Here is a 17,411-nt window from a genome sequence, read left to right on the forward strand (position 1 = left end):
GGAGTGACCGGTACCGGTAAGGAACGGTCGCTTCTGCTCAACGGTACCCCGGTCGGATACTGACGTCATGACGGATCTCGCCGCGCCTGCCCGCTCCACCGGTCCCTCCTCCGACGACGCCGCCGGTCACGCCGGTCCCGCCGGTCACTCCGGCCCCGCCCCCGACAGCGTCGACCCCGGCCTCGTCGACGCGAGCGTCGCGCTGGTGCGCCAGTGGCTGCGCGACGCCGCCGACGTCCCGGTCGACGCCTCCGGCGCCCAGCTCGCCGGCGTGCTGAAGGACCCGACCGGCCTCGACTTCACGGTCGGCTTCGTCGACGGCGTCGTCCGCCCCGAGGACACGAAGGTCGCCGCCGCGGCGCTGCGCTCGATCGCCGGCGGCGTCCCGCGCTTCCTCCCCGCCCCGATGCGCGGCGCGGTCGCCCTCGGCGGCGCGGTGGCCCCGCTGCTCCCCGACATCGTCGTGCCGATCGCGCGCCGGGTGCTGCGGCAGATGGTCGGCCACCTCATCATCGACGCGACCGACTCGCGCCTCGGCCCGGCGATCGCGAAGATCCGCCGCGACGGCGTCCGGCTGAACATGAACCTGCTCGGCGAGGCGGTCCTCGGCCGCAAGGAGGCGCAGCGCCGCCTCGAGGGCACCCACCGCCTGCTCGCGCGGGACGACGTCGACTACGTCTCGATCAAGGTCTCCTCCACCGTCGCCCCGCACAACCCGTGGGCGTTCGACGCCGCGGTCGACGACATCGTCGAGGAGCTCGCTCCCCTCTTCACGCGCGCGGCCGCCGCGACGCCGCAGAAGTTCGTCAACCTCGACATGGAGGAGTACAAGGACCTCGATCTCACCATCGCGGTCTTCACCCGCCTGCTCGACCGGCCCGAGTTCCTCGGCCTCGAGGCGGGCATCGTGCTGCAGGCCTACCTGCCCGATGCGCTCTCCGCGATGATCCGACTGCAGGAGTGGAGCGCCGCGCGCCGGGCCCGCGGCGGCGCCGGCATCAAGGTGCGCCTGGTCAAGGGCGCGAACCTTCCGATGGAGCAGGTCGAGGCGTCCGTGCACGGCTGGCCGCTCGCGACCTGGTCGACGAAGCAGGACTCCGACACCAACTACAAGCGCGTCATCGACTACGCGCTGCACCCGGACCGGATCCGGAACGTGCGGGTCGGCGTCGCCGGCCACAACCTCTTCGACGTCGCGTACTCCTGGCTGCTGGCCGGCGAGCGCGGCGTCCGCGAGGGGATCGAGTACGAGATGCTGCTCGGCATGGCGCAGGGCCAGGCGGAGGCGGTGCGCCGCGCGGTCGGCTCGCTGCTGCTCTACACGCCGGTCGTCTCGCCCGCCGAGTTCGACGTCGCGATCGCCTACCTGATCCGCCGGCTCGAGGAGGGCGCGTCGAGCGACAACTTCATGTCGGCCGTCTTCGAGCTCGAGGCGCAGCCCGCGCTGTTCGCCCGTGAGGAGGCCCGCTTCCGCGCCTCCGTCAGCGCGCTCGACGGAGCGGTGCCGCCCGCGCACCGGGTCGCCGACCGCTTCGCCGCGACCGGCCGCCCCGGCTTCGGCGACTTCCGCAGCACCCCGGACACCGACCCGTCCGTCGCGGCGAACCGCGCCTGGGCCGAGGAGATCCTCGCCCGCGTGCCCTCCTCCCGCGCCGGTGTCGACGCGATCGAGGCCGCGACGATCGCCACCCGCGAGGAGCTGGAGGCGGCCCTCGCCGCGACCCGCGCCGCCGGCTCCGCGTGGGGGGCCCTGCCCGCCGACGAGCGGGCGCGCATCCTGCACCGCGCCGGCGACGAGCTCGAGGCGCGCCGCGGCGAGCTGCTCGAGGTGATGGCCGCCGAGGCCGGCAAGACGATCGACCAGGGCGATCCGGAGGTGTCCGAGGCGATCGACTTCGCGCACTACTACGCCGAGCAGGCCCGTGAGCTCGACTCGGTGGACGGCGCGGTCTTCCACCCCGCGCAGCTGACGCTCGTCGCTCCGCCGTGGAACTTCCCGGTCGCGATCCCCGCGGGCGGTGCGCTCGCCGCGCTGGCCGCCGGCTCGGCCGCGGTGCTGAAGCCCGCCGGGCCGACCGCGCGCTGCGGCGCCGTGCTGGCCGAGGCGCTCTGGGCCGCCGGCGTGCCCCGCGAGGCGCTGCTGCTGCTCCGACTGCCCGAGGAGGAGCTCGGCGCCGACCTCGTCGCGCACCCCTCGGTGGACCGGGTGATCCTCACCGGGGCCTACGAGACGGCCGAGCTGTTCCGCTCGTTCCGGCACGACCTGCCGCTGCTCGCCGAGACCAGTGGCAAGAACGCGATCATCGTCACGCCCTCCGCCGACCTCGATCTCGCCGTGAAGGACGTCGTCGCGAGCGCCTTCGGCCACGCCGGCCAGAAGTGCTCGGCCGCGTCGCTCGTCGTGCTGGTCGGCTCGGTCGCGCGCTCCAAGCGCTTCCGCGCGCAGCTGCTCGACGCGGTCGACTCGCTCACCGTCGGCCTGCCGACCGATCCCGCGACCCGGATGGGGCCGGTGATCGAGCCCGCCGCGGGCAAGCTGCTGCGCGGCCTGACGACGCTCGGCGAGGGCGAGCGCTGGCTGCTGCAGCCGCGCGCGCTCGACGACACCGGGATGCTGTGGAGCCCGGGCGTCCGCGACGGCGTGCGCCGCGGCTCCGAGTACCACCGCACCGAGTACTTCGGCCCGATCCTCGGGATCATGACGGCGGCGACGCTCGAGGACGCGATCGCGCTCGTCAACGAGGTGGACTACGGCCTCACCTCGGGGCTGCACGCGCTCGACCCCGCCGAGATCGGCACCTGGCTCGGCGGGATCCAGGCCGGCAACCTCTACGTCAACCGCGGCATCACCGGCGCGATCGTCGAGCGCCAGCCGTTCGGCGGCTGGAAGAAGTCGGCGGTCGGACCGGGCACCAAGGCCGGCGGACCGGACTACCTGCTCGGGCTGGGGTCGTGGACCTCGGCACCGTCGACGGCCACCGCCGCGGTCGAGGACCCGCGCGTCGGCCGGCTCGTGGCCGCCGCCCGCGCGGAGCTGTCGCCCGCGGAGGCGGACGCCGTCGAGCGGACGGCCCGCAGCGCGGCGCAGGCTCTGGCAGCGGGTGCCGCCCGCGACGTCACCGGGCTGGCCGCCGAGCGCAACGTGTTCCGGCACCTGCCGTACGACGCCCCGGTGCTGATCCGCCTCGCGGGCGGCGAGCCGGTGGGCTCGCTCGCGCAGGTCGTCGTCGCCGCGGCGACCGCGGGGACCCGGGTGGCGGTCTCGAGCGCGACCGAGCTGCCGCCGCAGCTCGTCTCGGCCATCGCGTCGGGAGCCTCGGCGGTCGCCGTCGAGGACGAGGCCGCCTTCGCGGCGCGGGTCCGCGAGCACGGCGCCGGCCGCGTGCGCCTGCTGGGCGCCGACGCCTCCTCCGTGACCGCGGTCACGGGCGGCCGCCCCGACCTCGCGGTCTACGCGAACGAGGTCACCGAGTCCGGCCGCCTGGAGCTGCTCCCGTTCCTCCGCGAGCAGGCCGTCTCGATCACCGCCCACCGCTTCGGCACCCCGGACCACCTGACGGACGCCCTGCTCTGACCCCTTCCGCGAGATGCCACTTGTGGACGCTTTTCACGGCGTGTCGCGTGCACAAGTGGCATCTCGCGGGAGGGGAGGGGGACGTGGGTCAGAAGAGGCCGCGGGGGGACTCGATGGAGGCGAGGACGCCGGGGGCCGCGACGATCGTGAGGCGGGCGACCTCGTCCGCCGTCAGCTCGGGCAGGCGCTGCGCGAGGTCGAGGAAGCGCTCGATCTCGGGCTCCTCGAGGACGTCGGCGGCGAGGGTGCGGAACTTCGCGACGTACTGCTCGCGCGTGAACGGGTGCGCACCGAGCGGGTGCGCGTCCGCCACCGCGATCTCGTCCACGATCGTGCTGCCGTCGGTGAGCAGGATCTCGACGCGCGCGCCGAACGCCTTCTCCGCCGGGTCCGTCGAGTGGTAGCGGCTGGTCCACTCCGCGTCCTCCTCCGTCGTCGTGCGCTGCCAGAGTGCGACGGTGTCGGGGCGGGCGGCGCGCTCGGGGGCGTAGCTGCGCTCGTGGTGCCAGGCGCCGTCCTGCAGCGCGACCGCGAAGATGTACGGCACGGAGTGGTCGAGCGTCTCGCGCGAGGCGGTCGGGTCGTACTTCTGCGGGTCGTTCGCGCCCGAGCCGATCACGTAGTGGGTGTGGTGCGAGGTGTGCAGGACGATCCGCTCGACGCGCTCGGGGTCGGCGGCCTCGGGGTGCGCGTGGTGCAGGCGGCGCGCCAGGTCGATCAGCGCCTGCGCCTGGTACTCGGCCGAGTGCTCCTTCGTGTAGGTGTCGAGGATCGCGCGCTTGGTCTCGCCGGCGTCGGGCAGCGGCACGTCGTAGGAGGCGTCGGGGCCGTCGAGCAGCCAGGCGATCACGCCGTCCTCGCCCTCGTAGATCGGCGACGGGCTGGTCTCGCCGCGCATCGCCCGGTCGACGGCCTCGATGGCGGCCTTGCTGGCGAAGGCGGGGGCGTACGCCTTCCAGCTCGAGATCTCGCCCTTGCGCGACTGGCGAGTGGCAGTGGTGGTGTGCAGCGCCTGGGCGATCGCCTGCTCGATGACGGCGACGTCGAGGCCGAGCATCGTGCCGAGTCCGGCCGCGGCCGAGGGGCCGAGGTGCGCGACGTGGTCGATCTTGTGCCGGTGCAGGCTGATCGCGCGGACGAGGTCGACCTGGACCTCGTAGCCGGTGACGATGCCGCGGACCAGCCGGGCGCCGTCGATGCCCGCGTGCTGGGCGACGGCGACCAGCGGCGGGATGTTGTCGCCGGGGTGCGAGTACTCGGCCGCGAGGAAGGTGTCGTGGTAGTCGAGCTCGCGGACGGCGACGCCGTTCGCCCACGCGGCCCACTCGGGCGAGACGCGGCGGCCCGGGTCGACGCCGAACACCGTCGCGCCCTCGCCGCCGATGGAGGCGGGGTGGGCGAGCGCCTGCGAGCGCGCGGCGACGACGGGGCGGCGCACCAGCGACGCGGCGGCGACGGCGGCGTTGTCGATGACGCGGTTGACGACCATCTCGGCGACCTCGGCCTCGACCTCGACGGGATCGGCGGCGACCTCGGCCAGGGCGTGGGCGAGCTGCCCGTGGCGCGGGAGGTCCTCGTCGCTGCGGTGGACGCGGACGTGGTGTTCGTGCACGGGGGCTCCTTCGGCTCGTCCCTGCCAATCTAGCGGCGGGGCCGCCGGGCAGACTGTCGGCATGACCGCCACCCGCGTGGCCGCGTTCGACTGCGGCACCAACTCCCTCCGGCTCCTGATCGCGGACGTCGAGGACGGCCGCCTCCTCGACGTCCTCCGCCGCACCGAGCTCGTCCGGCTCGGCCACGGCGTGGACCGCACCGGCCGCTTCGACCCGGAGGCGCTCGAGCGGACCCTCGCCGTGACCCGCGAGTACGCCGAGCTGGTCCGCGAGGCCGGGGCCGAGCGCGTGCGCTTCGTCGCCACCTCCGCGACCCGCGACGCGGCGGACCGCGAGGACTTCCTCGGCGCGGTCGAGCGGATCATCGGCGTCCGCCCCGAGACGATCAGCGGCGAGGAGGAGGCGGCCCTCTCCTTCCGCGGCGCGCTCTCGGCCGTCGACGCGCCCCGGCCCGTCCTCGTCGTGGACCTCGGCGGCGGCTCGACGGAGCTGGTCGTCGGGAGCACGGTTCCGGAGCAGGCGCACTCGATGGACGTCGGCAGCGTCCGGCTCACCGAGCGCCACCGCGCCGGCGGGGGTGCGCCGACCGCGGAGCAGCGAAGCGCGATCCGCGCCGACGTCCGCCGGGCGCTGGCCGCCTCCCCCGTCGACCTCTCGGCCACGCGCAGTGTCGTCGGCGTCGCGGCGACGGTCCTGACGGTGACCGCGCACGTCCTCCGCCTCGAGGCCTACGACCGCGACGCGCTCGAGGCGACCCTGCCGATCCGCGACGTCCTGGCCGCCTGCGACGAGCTCGCCGCGCTCTCCCCTGCCGCGACCGCCGCGCTCCCCTACGTCCGCGCCGGCCGCGAGGACGTCCTCGGCGCCGGCGCCGCGATCTGGTCCGAGGTCCTCCGCGCCGTCCAGGAGGCCTCCCCCGCCGTGACGTCGGTCACGACGACGGCCCACGACATCCTCGACGGCCTGGCCCTGCACCTCTGACCCCCCTGCACCTCTGATCCCCTCCGCGAGATGCCACTTATGAGCGCGACACGCCGCAGAACGAGCACATAAGTGGCATCTCGCGGGAGGGGTCAGCGCGTGAGGGTGCTGCCGGAGTCGTGGGGGAGGCGGGCGGCGGCGATCAGGGGGACGAGGGTCAGGACGGCGAGCGTCAGGAAGGCGAAGCGGTAGGGGACGAGGCCGGGGCCGAACGCGGCACCCGCGGCCAGCGCGATGCCGCCGGCGGCGACGCCGAAGCCCGCGGCGATCTGCTGGGTCGTCGCGCTGAGGGTGTTCGCGCCCGACATCCCCTCGGGCGCCACCTCGGCGAAGGTGACCGTGTTGTAGGCGGTGAAGCCGGCCGAGCGCGCGACACCGCTGAGCACCAGCAGCGCCACGATCAGCGGGACGGGCACACCAGGATCGAGGAACGCCATCGCGACCATGCAGGCGATGCCGACGACGTTCGCCGCGACGAGCACCCCGCGGAAGCCGACCGTGTGCAGGAGCCAGGTCGTCGCCGGCTTGATCGCCAGATTGCCGACGAAGAGCGCGAGCACGATCGAGCCGGCCTGCACCGCGTTCCAGCCGAAGGCGTCCTGGAAGAGCAGCGGCAGCAGGAACGGCACCGCGTTGATCGTCGCCCGGTAGAGCGAGCCGCTCGCGTTCGCGACCCGGAACGTCGAGAAGCGGAAGGCGTCCAGCGGCACGAGCGGGTGCGGCGTGCGGCGCAGGTGCCGGACCGCGACGGCGGTGACGAGGGCGCCGGTCACGGCCAGGCCGAGCGCGACGGTGTTCGAGCCGCTGCCGGTCACGAAGCCGGTCGCGCCGACCAGCGCGCCGAGTCCGACCGCGACCAGGAGCAGGCCGACGACGTCCAGCGGAGGCGGTGAGGCCTCGACGCCGGCCGGGATGATCCGCCGCGCGATCACGAAGGCGACGACGCCCAGCGGCAGGTTGATCAGGAAGATCCAGTGCCAGGAGGCGTAGGTCGTCAGCAGCCCGCCGAGGAACGGGGCGAGGATGGGCGCGACCAGCCCCGGCCAGACCAGGATCGCGATGGCGCGGATGATCCCCTCCCGCGGCGTGACCCGCAGCACCGCGAGCCGGCCGACCGGCACCATCAGCGCGCCGCCGACGCCCTGCAGCACGCGGGCCGCCACGAGCAGCGGCAGGGTCGGGCTGAGCGCGCAGAGCAGCGACGCGAGCGTGAACACCGCGATCGCGGTCGTGAAGACCCGGCGCACGCCGAAGCGCTCGCTCAGCCAGCCGGAGGCGGGGATCAGCACCGCGACGGTGAGCAGGAACGCGGTGACGGTGATCGCGACGGCGGCGGAGTCGACGCCCAGGTCGGCGCCGATCGCGGGCGCGGCGGTGGTGACGATCGTCGCGTCCAGGTTCTCCATGAAGAAGCAGCCCGCGACGAGGAGGGCGATCGCGCGCTGACGGCGGGGATCCAGGGCGGCCTCCTGCGGGGACGGGTGCGGCGGGGCGGGCGCCGGGACGACAAGGGCGAGCGTAGCGCGCGGCCCGGCAGCGACTCCGCCTCCACCGCATCCGGGCCCGGTACCGTCGAGGGCATGAGCGACTCCGAGAACCGCACCGTCCAGCTCCGCCGCTACGAGCTCGTCGACGGGGTGATGGACGACTTCCTGGCCTGGTACCGCGCGAAGATCATCCCCGCCCGCGCCGCGCACGGCTTCACGATCGAGTTCGCCTACGCCGACCGCGAGGTGAACGAGTTCGTCTGGGCCGTCAGCACCCCGGGCGACGCGGAGGCGTTCGCCGAGATCGAGAAGGCCTACCTCGCCTCCCCCGAGCGCGAGGCCGCCTTCGCCGGCGAGCCGACGCGCGTGGCCGTCCACCACGTGCGGCTCGTCGAGCGCATCGTCTGAGCGGGGCGGGGCGGCTCCTCGTCAGAAGATCCGGATGCGGAAGCGATCCGCGACTGTCCTGAGGTCGTCATCGGTGACGAGGACGGGCTCGACGGCACGCACGAGCACACGGTGCGCGTGGGGGTGGTCGAGCCAGAGCGCTCTGCACCACGCGGCGCCGTGCTTGCTGCCGAAGTGGACGCCGAGCGGTGTCCCGCCGGTGTCGAGTGTCAGTCCATGCAGATGCTCGGCGATCCGGGTCGTGACGGCGCGATCCTCGCAGCGCAGTGTGCCGGTGGTGAGATGCGGGACCTGGAGTTCGGCGAGGAGTGTGCCGATCGCGCGCTCGATCGACGCGAGCGAGTCGGGGTGCTCGACGTCGACGAGCCATCCCGAGTCCGGGAGCGCGGCGAGGATCATCGCCCGGTCGTAGCGCCAACCCGCGGGAACCGCTCCGAGGCCCATGAAGTCTCGCTCGGACCACTCGCGCGCGATCTCCTCGACGTACTCCTCGAGCGTGACCCCGGCGTAGTCGGCGTCTCGAGCGAGTGCATCGTCGATGCCGTTGGCCCGCTTGAAACCGGAGAGCACCTCGGCGTACGCCGCCGTCCGAGTCTCGGCGAGGTAGAACGTCTGGCCGAAGACGTCGTAGCGCCCCCACTCGTGACGGGACCGTGCCGCGGCGTCACGAGGAGCCCCCGACAGCGGCGGGTGGACCCTCTTGCCGACGTGGTACCCCTGCGCTCCCGGGTCCGAGACGAGTCGGAGTCCGGTGACCGAGCAGGTACGAGCGACCGTCACGCGTCGGCGGTTCCGGCGATGAAGGACTCGACGGCCGCGGCGACATCGCTGTGGCGCCCCTCGCGGATCGCGGTGATCGGCGTGCTCTCACCGAGGTGCGGGTTCCCTCCGATGAACCACTGCCGTGCGACGTGGTCGCCGTCGGCAGCGGAGAGAAGCGTCCACTGACGATGCGCGAAGATCAGCCGGTTGGCGGCCTCCGAGCGCGGCTCCGGTCCGTCGGCCTTGGCCCAGCGGAGGGGCAGCTTGCGGTCCTTCGTTCCCGCCAGGCCTGCCACGAGCGTCGGGCCCAGGGCCGCAGTGAGCTCGCGTGCGATGTCATGGATGTCCATGCGCAGGGTGCGACCGTGCTGAGCAGCGGGGGTGAGGATCTCCATGCAGGCAAGCCTACTCATGAGGCCCCCTGAAAAGCACCGGAATACCACCGTGCGCAGTGAGCCTTCGACACGGTGAGCGCGGCTGAGCGGCTCGGAGGTCCAGCGGTGGAGCGGCACTCCGCGAAGGTCGGAGAATCACGATGCCGGCGCCTCTCGCTAGCTCCGGGCGCGGCGCGCGACGGCCAGGACGGCCCGGAGCGCCAGCGAGCCGACGGCGATCGAGGCGACGGTTCCGAGCAGCCGCGGCAGGACGTGCTTCGGCGAGTCGAGCCCCGCGCGGTCCTTCGGCGAGGCCAGCGCCGCCGGCGGCAGGGTGCGGCCGTTGGCGCCCGCCTCCGCCATGTGCGCGAGCCGGCGCAGGGTCTCGATGTTGCGCACCCAGAGGAACGAGTGCAGCAGCGGCTTCGGGATGAGCGTGCCCGGGCCCTTCACCGCCGTCTCGTGGATGCGGACCCTGCAGCCGTCGCGGTGCAGCTCCACCTCGAGGCGGACGCGCGCCTCGCCCATCGGCCAGCCGGCCGCCTGGATGATGAAGCGGCTCGACGGGTCCCACTCCAGGACCGTCGTCTCGTCGTCGATCACCAGCGGCCAGACGCCGAAGGAGTGGTGCAGCTTCGAGCCGACGTGCGGCCAGTCTCGGCCGACCCGGCGCATCCGGGACGAGCCGACGACCCAGGAGGGGAAGAGCCAGCCGGACGCGAAGACGGCGAAGACGGACTCGGGCGGGCAGTGGAAGACGCGGGTGTTGCGGGACATCGCGGGCTCCTAGTCGTGAGGGCGGGGTCGGGCGGGTCGTGCCGCCCGACCCTCAGGGTGCCAGATCGGACGAGCGGGTCCGATCGGGCGAGGGCGACAGATCGGGCGCCCGCCGGATCCCGAACTCGTGCCGGAGCGCGCTGCGGGCGGCGTGCCAGCCGGCCATCCCGTGCACGCCCGGGCCGGGCGGCGTCGAGGACGAGCAGAGGTAGAGCCCCTTCGCGGGCGTGCGCCACGGGTCGGAGGAGGGGATCGGCCGCGAGAGCAGCTGCGCGACGCTCGCCGCTCCGGCCGCGATGTCGCCGCCGATGTAGTTGGGATTCCAGGCCTGCATGTCGCGGGCCGTCATCGAGGACACGGCGAGGACGCGGTCGCGGAAGCCCGGGGCGAAGCGCTCGATCTGCGCGGTGATCGCCTCGCGCTGGTGCGCCGGCGAGTCGCGCGGCACGTGCGTGTACGCCCAGAGGACCTGCTTGCCCTCCGGCGCGCGGGTCGGGTCCAGCACCGAAGGCTGCGCCACGAGCACGTACGGGTTCTCGCTGTGCCGGCCCTGGACGACGTCGCGCTCGGCCGCGGCGATCTCGGCGCGGGTGCCGCCGACGTGCAGGGTGCCGGCCCCGGCGAGCTCCGGGTCCGTCCAGGGGACGGGTCCGTCGAGCGCGAAGTCGACCTTGGCGACGCCGTTGCCGTAGCGGAACATCGCCAGCGCCGACGCGTACGGGCCGGGCAGGCGGTCGCCGGCGAGCGCGAGGAGCGCCCTCGGCGTGAGATCGAGCAGCACGGCGCGCGCGCTCGGCAGCTGGGAGAGCGAGGTGATCTCCACTCCGGTCTCGATGGTGCCGCCGTGAGCGCGGAGGTCGTCCGCCATCGCGTCGACGATCGCCTGGCTGCCGCCGACCGGCACCGGCCAGCCGCGCGCGTGCGCGTAGGAGCCGAGCGCGAGCGCCGCGGCGGCCGTGGACAGGCTCGGCATCGGCCGGATCGCGTGCGCGGCGACCCCCGCGAACATGGCGGGCGCGACCTCGTCGCGGAACCGCGCGTTCCAGAGCGGCGAGCCCTGCTCGAGCACGCGCAGGCCGAAGCGGAGCAGCACCGAGGGGTCGGTCGGGATCTTCAGCAGGGCGTCGTTCGTGAAGCCCGCGACGCGGTCGGCGCGCTCCGCGAGCGGACCCATCAGGGAGCGCCACGCCGCACCGTCGCGCCCCAGCGCCGCGGCGGTCCGCTCGAGGTCGCGGTAGGCGATGCCCGAGCGGCCGCCGTCGAGCGGGTGCGCGTAGGAGATCTCGGGCAGCCGCAGGTCGATCCGACGGTCGAGCTGGAACCGGCGGAAGAACCCGGAGGCAAGCGCCATCGGGTGCACGGCCGAGCCGATGTCGTGGTGGAAGCCGGGCAGCGTCAGCTCGGCGGTCCGGGCGCCGCCGCCCAGGGTCTCGTTGCGCTCGTAGACCGCGACCGAGAGCCCGGCGCGGGCGAGGGTGACCGCGGCGGAGAGCCCGTTGGGGCCGGAGCCGACGACGACGGCGTCGACCACGTCACTTCCTCCGCAGGGCCGCGACCGCGCCGACCAGGCCGGCCGCGCCGAGCACGGCCGCACCGGCGTAGCTCGCGGCGCGGTGGCGGATCATCCAGATCTGCGGCGTCATCGTGTGCGCGCGGTCGCTGAAGAGGCCGCGGGCGCCGTGGTCGCCGGGGACCGGCTCGTAGACGTTGTTCGGCAGCATCGGCTCCTTCTTGTCCGGCGCCTGCTGTCCGTCGAAGGCGCTGCGGGCCAGGTACCAGTCCATGAAGGCGCCGGCGAAGCGGTCGCCGAGGATGGTGCCGGCCGTCGGCTCGCCGACCCAGGTGCGGCGGCGCGGCTTGTCGGCGACGTCGGCGATCGCGATCGCGCCGACCTCGGGCTCGTAGATCGGCGGCACCGGCTGCGGGTGGTGCGGCAGCTGCGACTTCACCCAGTTGAACTGGATGGTGTTGAGCGCGGGCATGTCGACCTCGGACAGCTTGATCCTGCTCTTGGAGTGCAGGAGCTCGGCGGTGACCGCCTCGGTGAAGCCGCGGGCGCCGAACTTCGAGGCGCAGTACGCGGCCTGGAGCGGAATGCCGCGGTGCGCGAGCGCCGAGCCGACCTGGATGACGTGGCCGCGGCCGCGCGGGGTCATCCGCGAGAGCGCCGCGCGGGTGCCGTTGACGAAGCCGAAGAAGTTCACCGCGACGGCGCGCTCGAAGTCGGCCGGGTCGGTCGAGAGGAACTCGCCGAAGACGCCGACCATCGCGTCGTTGACCCAGAGCTCGATCGGCCCGAGCTCGGCCTCGATGCGGTCGGCCGCCGACTCGACCGCCTCGCGGTCGGCGACGTCGGTCGGGATGGTCAGACCGCGGCGGCCGGCCTGCTCGATCTCGGCCAGCGTGGCCGCGAGTCCGTCCTCACCACGGGCGAGCACGGCGACGTCCCAGCCGCGCGAGGCCAGCTCGCGGACGGTGGCGCGGCCGAGACCGGCGGTGCCACCGGTGACGACGGCGACGCCGCGGCTCATGCGCGGGCTCCGGAGGCGGGGGTGCGGGGGTTCTGCGTCATGGTCGAGCTCCTTCGTGAGGGCGCCGGAGGCGGCTTGCTGCATCTCCACGGTAGGCGGCAGCGGAGGCGCGCCGCGCGGGGTTGCGCCCGGTCGGTGGGAGCATCGCAGAACGAGCGCCTGGGGAGGAGCCCCGCCCGCCTCTCGATCCGTCCAGCGATCATCCAGACCGCACCCAGACGTCGGCGCCAGACTGACCGCCGCCGCGCCCCGCGCGACCCCGCCCCTCGACGACCGGATCGACCCATGAACACACTCCTCGGGCTCAGCCTCGTCTCCGGTCCGGTGGTGATCACCGTCTACGCGGTCTCGGGTCTCGCGCTGCTCCTGCTGGTCCTCGCCTTCGCGCGCTCGGCCCGCCGCGGCCGCCGCCGCCGCCTGGCGCTCGCAGCGGCCGTCCTGCTCCTCGGCCTGCTGGTCGGCTGGGCGCTCGGCGGTCTGCTCGGCGGCACCGGCGGCCCCTTCGGCGTCGACTTCACGCCCGTCACCCGCGTCTGGATCGGGCTCGGCCTGGGCGGACTCGCCGTGGCGCTGCTCGCCCTCGGCCACGCCCTCGCGCACCGGCGCAGACGGCGGGTGCTGGCCTCGGCGCTCGTCGGGGTCCTCGTCGTGGCGACCGCGGCGATGACCGTCAACATCGACTTCGGCCAGTACCCCACCGTCCGCAGCCTCCTCGGCATCAGCGCCTACCCGACGGTGGCCGAGCCGATCGCGACACCCGCCGGCGACCACGCCTCGCTCGACACCTGGACCGCCCCGGCGGGCATGCCGACCGCGGGCAGCGTCACGAACGTGGCGATCCCCGCGACGCAGTCCGGCTTCCCCGCTCGCGACGCCGTCGTCTACCTCCCGCCGGCCGCGCTGACCGAGAACCCGCCGCTGCTGCCCGTGATGGTGATGCTCTCCGGCCAGCCGGGCTCGCCGTCCGACCCGCTCGCGGTCGAGCACCTGCAGCAGACCCTGGACACCTACGCGGCCGCGCACGCCGGGCTCGCCCCGATCGTGGTCTCGCCCGACCAGCTCGGCGATCCGACGGCGAACCCGATGTGCGTCGACTCGCCGCTCGGGAAGTCCGCGACCTACCTCACCGTCGACGTGCCGAACTGGATCCGCGCCAACCTGCCGGTCCTCGGCGACGCGCACGACTGGGCGATCGGCGGCCTCTCGCAGGGCGGCACCTGCGCGATCCAGCTCGGCGCCGGCTACCCGCAGCTCTTCGGCAACATCGTCGACGCGTCCGGCGAGCTCGCCCCGACGCTCGGCGACGACGCGACCACCATCCAGCAGGGCTTCGGCGGTGACGCGGCGGCGTACGAGGCGGCCAAGCCCGCGGCGATCCTCGCGAAGAACGCGCCCTACAAGGACTCGTTCGCGGTCTTCGGCGTCGGCGCGAACGACACCTCGTTCCTCGCCGGAGTGCAGACCCTGCACGCCGCCGCGCAGGCCGCCGGGATGGACACCACCTACCTCGAGGTGCCGGACAGCGCGCACGACGCGACGGCGTGGTCGACGACGTTCGACAAGGGCGTCGAGCTGCTGACGGCGCGCTGGAACCTGGTCCCGGCGTCCTAGGCGCTCGGGACCGCCGGCAGCACCCCCGCCGCCGTGCCCGAGACGACGAGATCCGCCCGATCGCGGGTCGCCTCGATCAGGACGGCGTTCGCGCCGTCGACGTCCGCCGCCCAGGCCGACGCCGCCTCCGGAGCGCGGCCGAAGGACACGTGCCGGTCGACCAGCCGCTCGAAGCGCTCCGACTCGGGGGTCGCGCAGAACCAGGCCTCGTCGAACTCCGCGCGCAGCAGCGCCCAGGGCCCGTCGTCCACCAGCAGGTAGTTGCCCTCGACCACCACCAGCGTCGCCTCGGGCCGGACGGCGAGCGAGCCCGCCACGCCCTCGTCGACCGTGCGCTCGAACGCCGGCGCGTAGACCACGTGGTCGGTCTCGGCGCGCAGCCGCCGCACCAGGGCGAGGAAGCCCCAGCCGTCGAAGGTGTCGACGGCACCCTTGCGCCCGTGCCGGCCCAGCTGGTCGAGCATCGCGTTCGCCAGGTGGAAGCCGTCCATCGGCACGAAGGCCGCGGTCCCCTCCCCCGCCAGCTCGTTCGCGCGGGCGACCACGGCCCGGGCGAGAGTGGTCTTGCCCGCGCCAGGGCTGCCCGCGAGGGCGAGGACCGCTCGCCGGCCGGACCTGCGGAGCGCGAGCGCCCGGCGGGCCAGCTCGTCGAGGTCAGGCGTCGCCACGGGTGCCCTCGAGCGCGTTGACGAGGAACGCGTGCGCGTGCCGGGCGAGGGCGGGGCCGTCGTTCCAGAGGTTCCGCCAGACGGCGAGGTCGTTCGAGAGCGTCGGCGAGACGACGGCCGAGGAGAAGGACTCGAAGGTGATCGGCCCGCGGTAGTCGATGGCCGCCAGGGCGTGGAAGAAGCTGGTGAAGTCGAGGTGCCCGCTGCCGAGGTAGCCGCGGTGGTTCTCGCCGATGTGCACGTAGCCGAGGCGGTCGCCGACGAGCAGCACCGGGCGGAAGAAGTCGTCCTCCTCGATGTTCATGTGGTACGTGTCGAGGTGGATCAGGACGTTGTCTGCGCCGATGTCGTCGGCGAGCCGCAGCGCCTCGGCGGCGGTGTTGATGACGTTGGTCTCGTAGCGGTTGCAGATCTCGAGACCGAGGGTCATGCCCTTGCCGGCGGCCTCCGCGGCGAGGTCCGTCAGCACCGAGACCACATTGGCGCGGCCCGCGGTCGACAGCGGCGCGCTGTACTTGCCGAGCGCACTGTAGAGCGCACCGGTGAAGTGCGTGCCCCCGAGCGCGTGGGTGGTCTCGAGAGAGTCGGCGAGCAGCTTCGCGCCGCGGGCGACCACCTCCGGGTCGTCGCTGGAGACGTCGGCCGAGAACGCGAGGCCGCGCGAGCAGACGATGCCGAGGTCGTTCGCCTCGAGGGCGGCGCGGGCGGAGGCGGTGTCGAGGTTCTCGACGTCGTGCAGCGAGAGCTCCAGCAGGTCGAATCCGGCGGCCTTCGTCTGCTCGATCGTGCTCGTCACTTCGGCGGGCGTGGTGCCGCCGGCGAAGACGAGGGCGTGCACTCCGAGGGGGTTCGTGGGCATGGTGGTACTCCTGGTTCGGTCGAAGGGTCGAGGTCGAGAGGTCGAGATCGAGAGGTCGGGATCGAGAGGTCGGGATCGAGAGGTCGGGGGGTCGGGTCGCGGCGTCAGGCCGCGGCGGACCGCGAGGTGTCGAGCAGGCCCGCGAGGAACGCGTGGCCCGAGGTCGCGAGGGCGACCGGGTCGTGCCAGAGCTCGCGCCAGAGGCCCATCGCCTCGGCGGACGCGGTCGGCTGGATCCGCGGCGAGAAGCTCTCGAGCGTGAGCGGGCCGCGGTAGCCGGAGGCGGTGAGCGCGGCGACGAGTCCGGTCCAGTCGGTGCTGCCGGTGCCCAGCTCGCCGCGGTGGTTCTCGGAGGCGTGCAGGTAGCCGAGGGCACCGCCCGCGTCCCGGACCGCGCTCGCCAGGTCGACCTCCTCGACGTGCGCGTGGAAGGTGTCGAGGTGCAGCAGCACGTTCGGAGCGCCGAGCTCGTCGAGGAAGGCGACCGTCTGCGCCGCCGTGTTCAGCAGATTGCTCTCGTAGCGGTTCACGTACTCCGCTCCGAGCGCGATGCCCGACGGCGCGGCCGCCGCGGCGACCCTCCGCAGCACCGCGAGCGAGCGCTCCCGCGCCGCGGCGTCGGCCGCGTGCTCGTACTTGCGCATGGCCGAGTACGTGACGCCGCCGACGTACCGGGCGCCGATCGCCTCCGCGAAGCGCACGGCGTCGAGGAGGCGCTCCTCGCCACGGGCCGAGACCGCCGCGTCGGCGGCGGTGATGTCGGAGTCGGCATCGAGCGCCAGCGAGACGACGGCGTCGATCCCGTGCTCGTCGAGCAGAGCCTCGGTCCACGCGGCGGCGGCGGGGTCGCCGGGCGCGGGGATCTCGATCAGGTCGAAGCCGATCGCGGCGGCCGCGGCGATCGCGCGCCGGCCCGACTCCCTGGTCCAGTCGCCGGTCAGCAGGCCGGCGTGCACGCCCAGCGGCGAGGAGCGCGCAGGGCTCCCGCGGTGCACGAGCGAGGGCCGCATCAGGCGGCCTTCGCGCCGGTGATCAGCGAGACGAGCTCGTCGCCGCTGGTCTCGGCGGTGCGGCGCCCGGCGACCGCCAGACCCGCGCGCATCACCCAGACCTGGTCGCTGAGCCGCATGACCTGGTCGAAGTTGTGGCTGATGAGCAGCACGGCGACGCCGGCGTCGCGGAGCTTGAGGATGATCTTCTCGACCCGGGCCGTCTCCTGCACGCCGAGCGCCGCGGTCGGCTCGTCCATGATCACGATCTTGCTGCCCCACCCGGCGGCGCGGGCGATGGCGACGGCCTGGCGCTGGCCGCCGGAGAGGCGGCGGACCTTGCTGGTCACCGGCGGGACGTTGACGGCCAGATCGCCGAGCAGCTCCTGCGCGGTCCGCTTCATCTGCGCCCGATCGAGGAACCGCAGGCCGGGCACGCCCTTGGTGAGCTCGCGGCCGAGGAAGAAGTTCTGCCAGACGGCCAGGTCCTCCACGAGCGCGAGGGTCTGGTGCACCGTCTCGATTCCGCCGTCGCGAGCGCCGAGCGGCGAGGTGAAGTGGACGACGTCGCCGTCGAGCACGATGGTGCCGGAGTCGGCGGGGTGCACGCCGGAGAGGCAGCGGACGAGCGTCGACTTGCCGGCGCCGTTGTCGCCGATCAGGGCGGTGATCTCGCCGCGGCGCATCGAGATCGACGCGCCCTTGAGTGCGTGGACGCCGCCGAAGGACTTCTTGATGTCGGTCGCCTCGAGCAGGAGGTCGCTGGTCATGGCGGGG

15 protein-coding genes are annotated in these 17,411 nt (G+C 73.9%); 4 read left to right on the plus strand and 11 right to left on the minus strand.

Annotated features, from left to right (window positions below; translation table 11 throughout):
- Window positions 1-67: 67 nt before the first annotated feature.
- On the plus strand, window positions 68-3,574 hold the full coding sequence (locus MT351_RS01525; RefSeq protein ID WP_132435019.1) for a bifunctional proline dehydrogenase/L-glutamate gamma-semialdehyde dehydrogenase: 3,507 nt from the start codon (window positions 68-70) through the stop codon (window positions 3,572-3,574).
- 88 nt (window positions 3,575-3,662) lie between these two features.
- Here MT351_RS01525 and MT351_RS01530 read toward each other — a convergent pair whose 3' ends face one another.
- Window positions 3,663-5,186, minus strand: coding sequence for an MmgE/PrpD family protein (locus tag MT351_RS01530; RefSeq protein ID WP_243581083.1), 1,524 nt, complete (start codon window positions 5,184-5,186; stop codon window positions 3,663-3,665).
- Between the two features lie 61 nt (window positions 5,187-5,247).
- On the opposite strand from MT351_RS01530, the gene MT351_RS01535 reads away from it, so the two are divergent.
- Complete coding sequence (locus tag MT351_RS01535) at window positions 5,248-6,168, plus strand: exopolyphosphatase (protein WP_132435021.1); 921 nt, start codon at window positions 5,248-5,250, stop codon at window positions 6,166-6,168.
- A gap of 92 nt (window positions 6,169-6,260) precedes the next feature.
- On the opposite strand, the gene MT351_RS01540 is transcribed toward MT351_RS01535, so the two are convergent.
- Window positions 6,261-7,628: an MFS transporter gene (locus MT351_RS01540; protein WP_279388996.1), complete on the minus strand. Its 1,368-nt coding sequence runs from the start codon at window positions 7,626-7,628 to the stop codon at window positions 6,261-6,263.
- A gap of 120 nt (window positions 7,629-7,748) precedes the next feature.
- Here MT351_RS01540 and MT351_RS01545 point away from each other — a divergent pair, with 120 nt between their 5' ends.
- Window positions 7,749-8,063 carry an NIPSNAP family protein gene (locus MT351_RS01545; protein WP_132435022.1) on the plus strand — a complete coding sequence of 105 codons (315 nt, stop codon included), beginning with the start codon at window positions 7,749-7,751 and terminating at the stop codon, window positions 8,061-8,063.
- Window positions 8,064-8,084: 21 nt separating this feature from the next.
- On the opposite strand, the gene MT351_RS01550 is transcribed toward MT351_RS01545, so the two are convergent.
- The 5 genes from MT351_RS01550 to MT351_RS01570 form a co-directional block, all read right to left on the minus strand.
- Window positions 8,085-8,843, minus strand: a complete 759-nt coding sequence (locus MT351_RS01550; RefSeq protein ID WP_132435023.1) for a hypothetical protein — start codon at window positions 8,841-8,843, stop codon at window positions 8,085-8,087.
- Window positions 8,840-9,220 carry a hypothetical protein gene (locus tag MT351_RS01555; RefSeq protein WP_123701458.1) on the minus strand — a complete coding sequence of 127 codons (381 nt, stop codon included), beginning with the start codon at window positions 9,218-9,220 and terminating at the stop codon, window positions 8,840-8,842. The genes MT351_RS01550 and MT351_RS01555 overlap by 4 nt, the downstream gene beginning before the upstream one ends.
- Before the next feature lie 156 nt (window positions 9,221-9,376).
- The gene (locus tag MT351_RS01560; RefSeq protein ID WP_132435024.1) at window positions 9,377-9,976 is read right to left on the minus strand and encodes an SRPBCC family protein; all 600 of its coding nucleotides are present in this window, start codon (window positions 9,974-9,976) and stop codon (window positions 9,377-9,379) included.
- Window positions 9,977-10,028: 52 nt separating this feature from the next.
- Window positions 10,029-11,507: an NAD(P)/FAD-dependent oxidoreductase gene (locus MT351_RS01565; RefSeq protein WP_132435025.1), complete on the minus strand. Its 1,479-nt coding sequence runs from the start codon at window positions 11,505-11,507 to the stop codon at window positions 10,029-10,031.
- A gap of 1 nt (window position 11,508) precedes the next feature.
- Window positions 11,509-12,507 (minus strand): SDR family oxidoreductase, encoded by a 999-nt coding sequence (locus MT351_RS01570; protein ID WP_123734762.1) that lies wholly within the window; start codon window positions 12,505-12,507, stop codon window positions 11,509-11,511.
- A 285-nt stretch (window positions 12,508-12,792) separates the two neighbouring features.
- Between MT351_RS01570 and MT351_RS01575 the strand changes: the two genes are divergently transcribed.
- On the plus strand, window positions 12,793-14,118 hold the full coding sequence (locus MT351_RS01575) for an esterase family protein (RefSeq protein WP_132435026.1): 1,326 nt from the start codon (window positions 12,793-12,795) through the stop codon (window positions 14,116-14,118).
- On the opposite strand, the gene MT351_RS01580 is transcribed toward MT351_RS01575, so the two are convergent.
- The 4 genes from MT351_RS01580 to MT351_RS01595 all read right to left on the minus strand — a co-directional run bounded on the left by MT351_RS01580 (window position 14,115) and on the right by MT351_RS01595 (window position 17,404).
- Window positions 14,115-14,786, minus strand: a complete 672-nt coding sequence (locus MT351_RS01580) for a nucleoside/nucleotide kinase family protein (protein WP_123734760.1) — start codon at window positions 14,784-14,786, stop codon at window positions 14,115-14,117. The genes MT351_RS01575 and MT351_RS01580 overlap by 4 nt on opposite strands.
- A complete protein-coding gene (locus tag MT351_RS01585; RefSeq protein WP_123701449.1) occupies window positions 14,773-15,645 on the minus strand; it encodes a sugar phosphate isomerase/epimerase in 873 nt (290 codons plus the stop codon). Before MT351_RS01585 ends, MT351_RS01580 begins: the two co-directional genes overlap by 14 nt.
- Before the next feature lie 104 nt (window positions 15,646-15,749).
- The gene (locus tag MT351_RS01590) at window positions 15,750-16,655 is read right to left on the minus strand and encodes a sugar phosphate isomerase/epimerase (RefSeq protein WP_132435028.1); all 906 of its coding nucleotides are present in this window, start codon (window positions 16,653-16,655) and stop codon (window positions 15,750-15,752) included.
- Entirely contained in the window at window positions 16,655-17,404 is a 750-nt protein-coding gene (locus tag MT351_RS01595; RefSeq protein WP_123701445.1) for an ATP-binding cassette domain-containing protein, read from the minus strand. The genes MT351_RS01590 and MT351_RS01595 overlap by 1 nt, the downstream gene beginning before the upstream one ends.
- Window positions 17,405-17,411: the final 7 nt, after the last annotated feature.

Origin of the sequence: Rathayibacter sp. VKM Ac-2926, assembly GCF_022815565.1 — a bacterium.
Taxonomy (GTDB): domain Bacteria; phylum Actinomycetota; class Actinomycetes; order Actinomycetales; family Microbacteriaceae; genus Rathayibacter; species Rathayibacter festucae.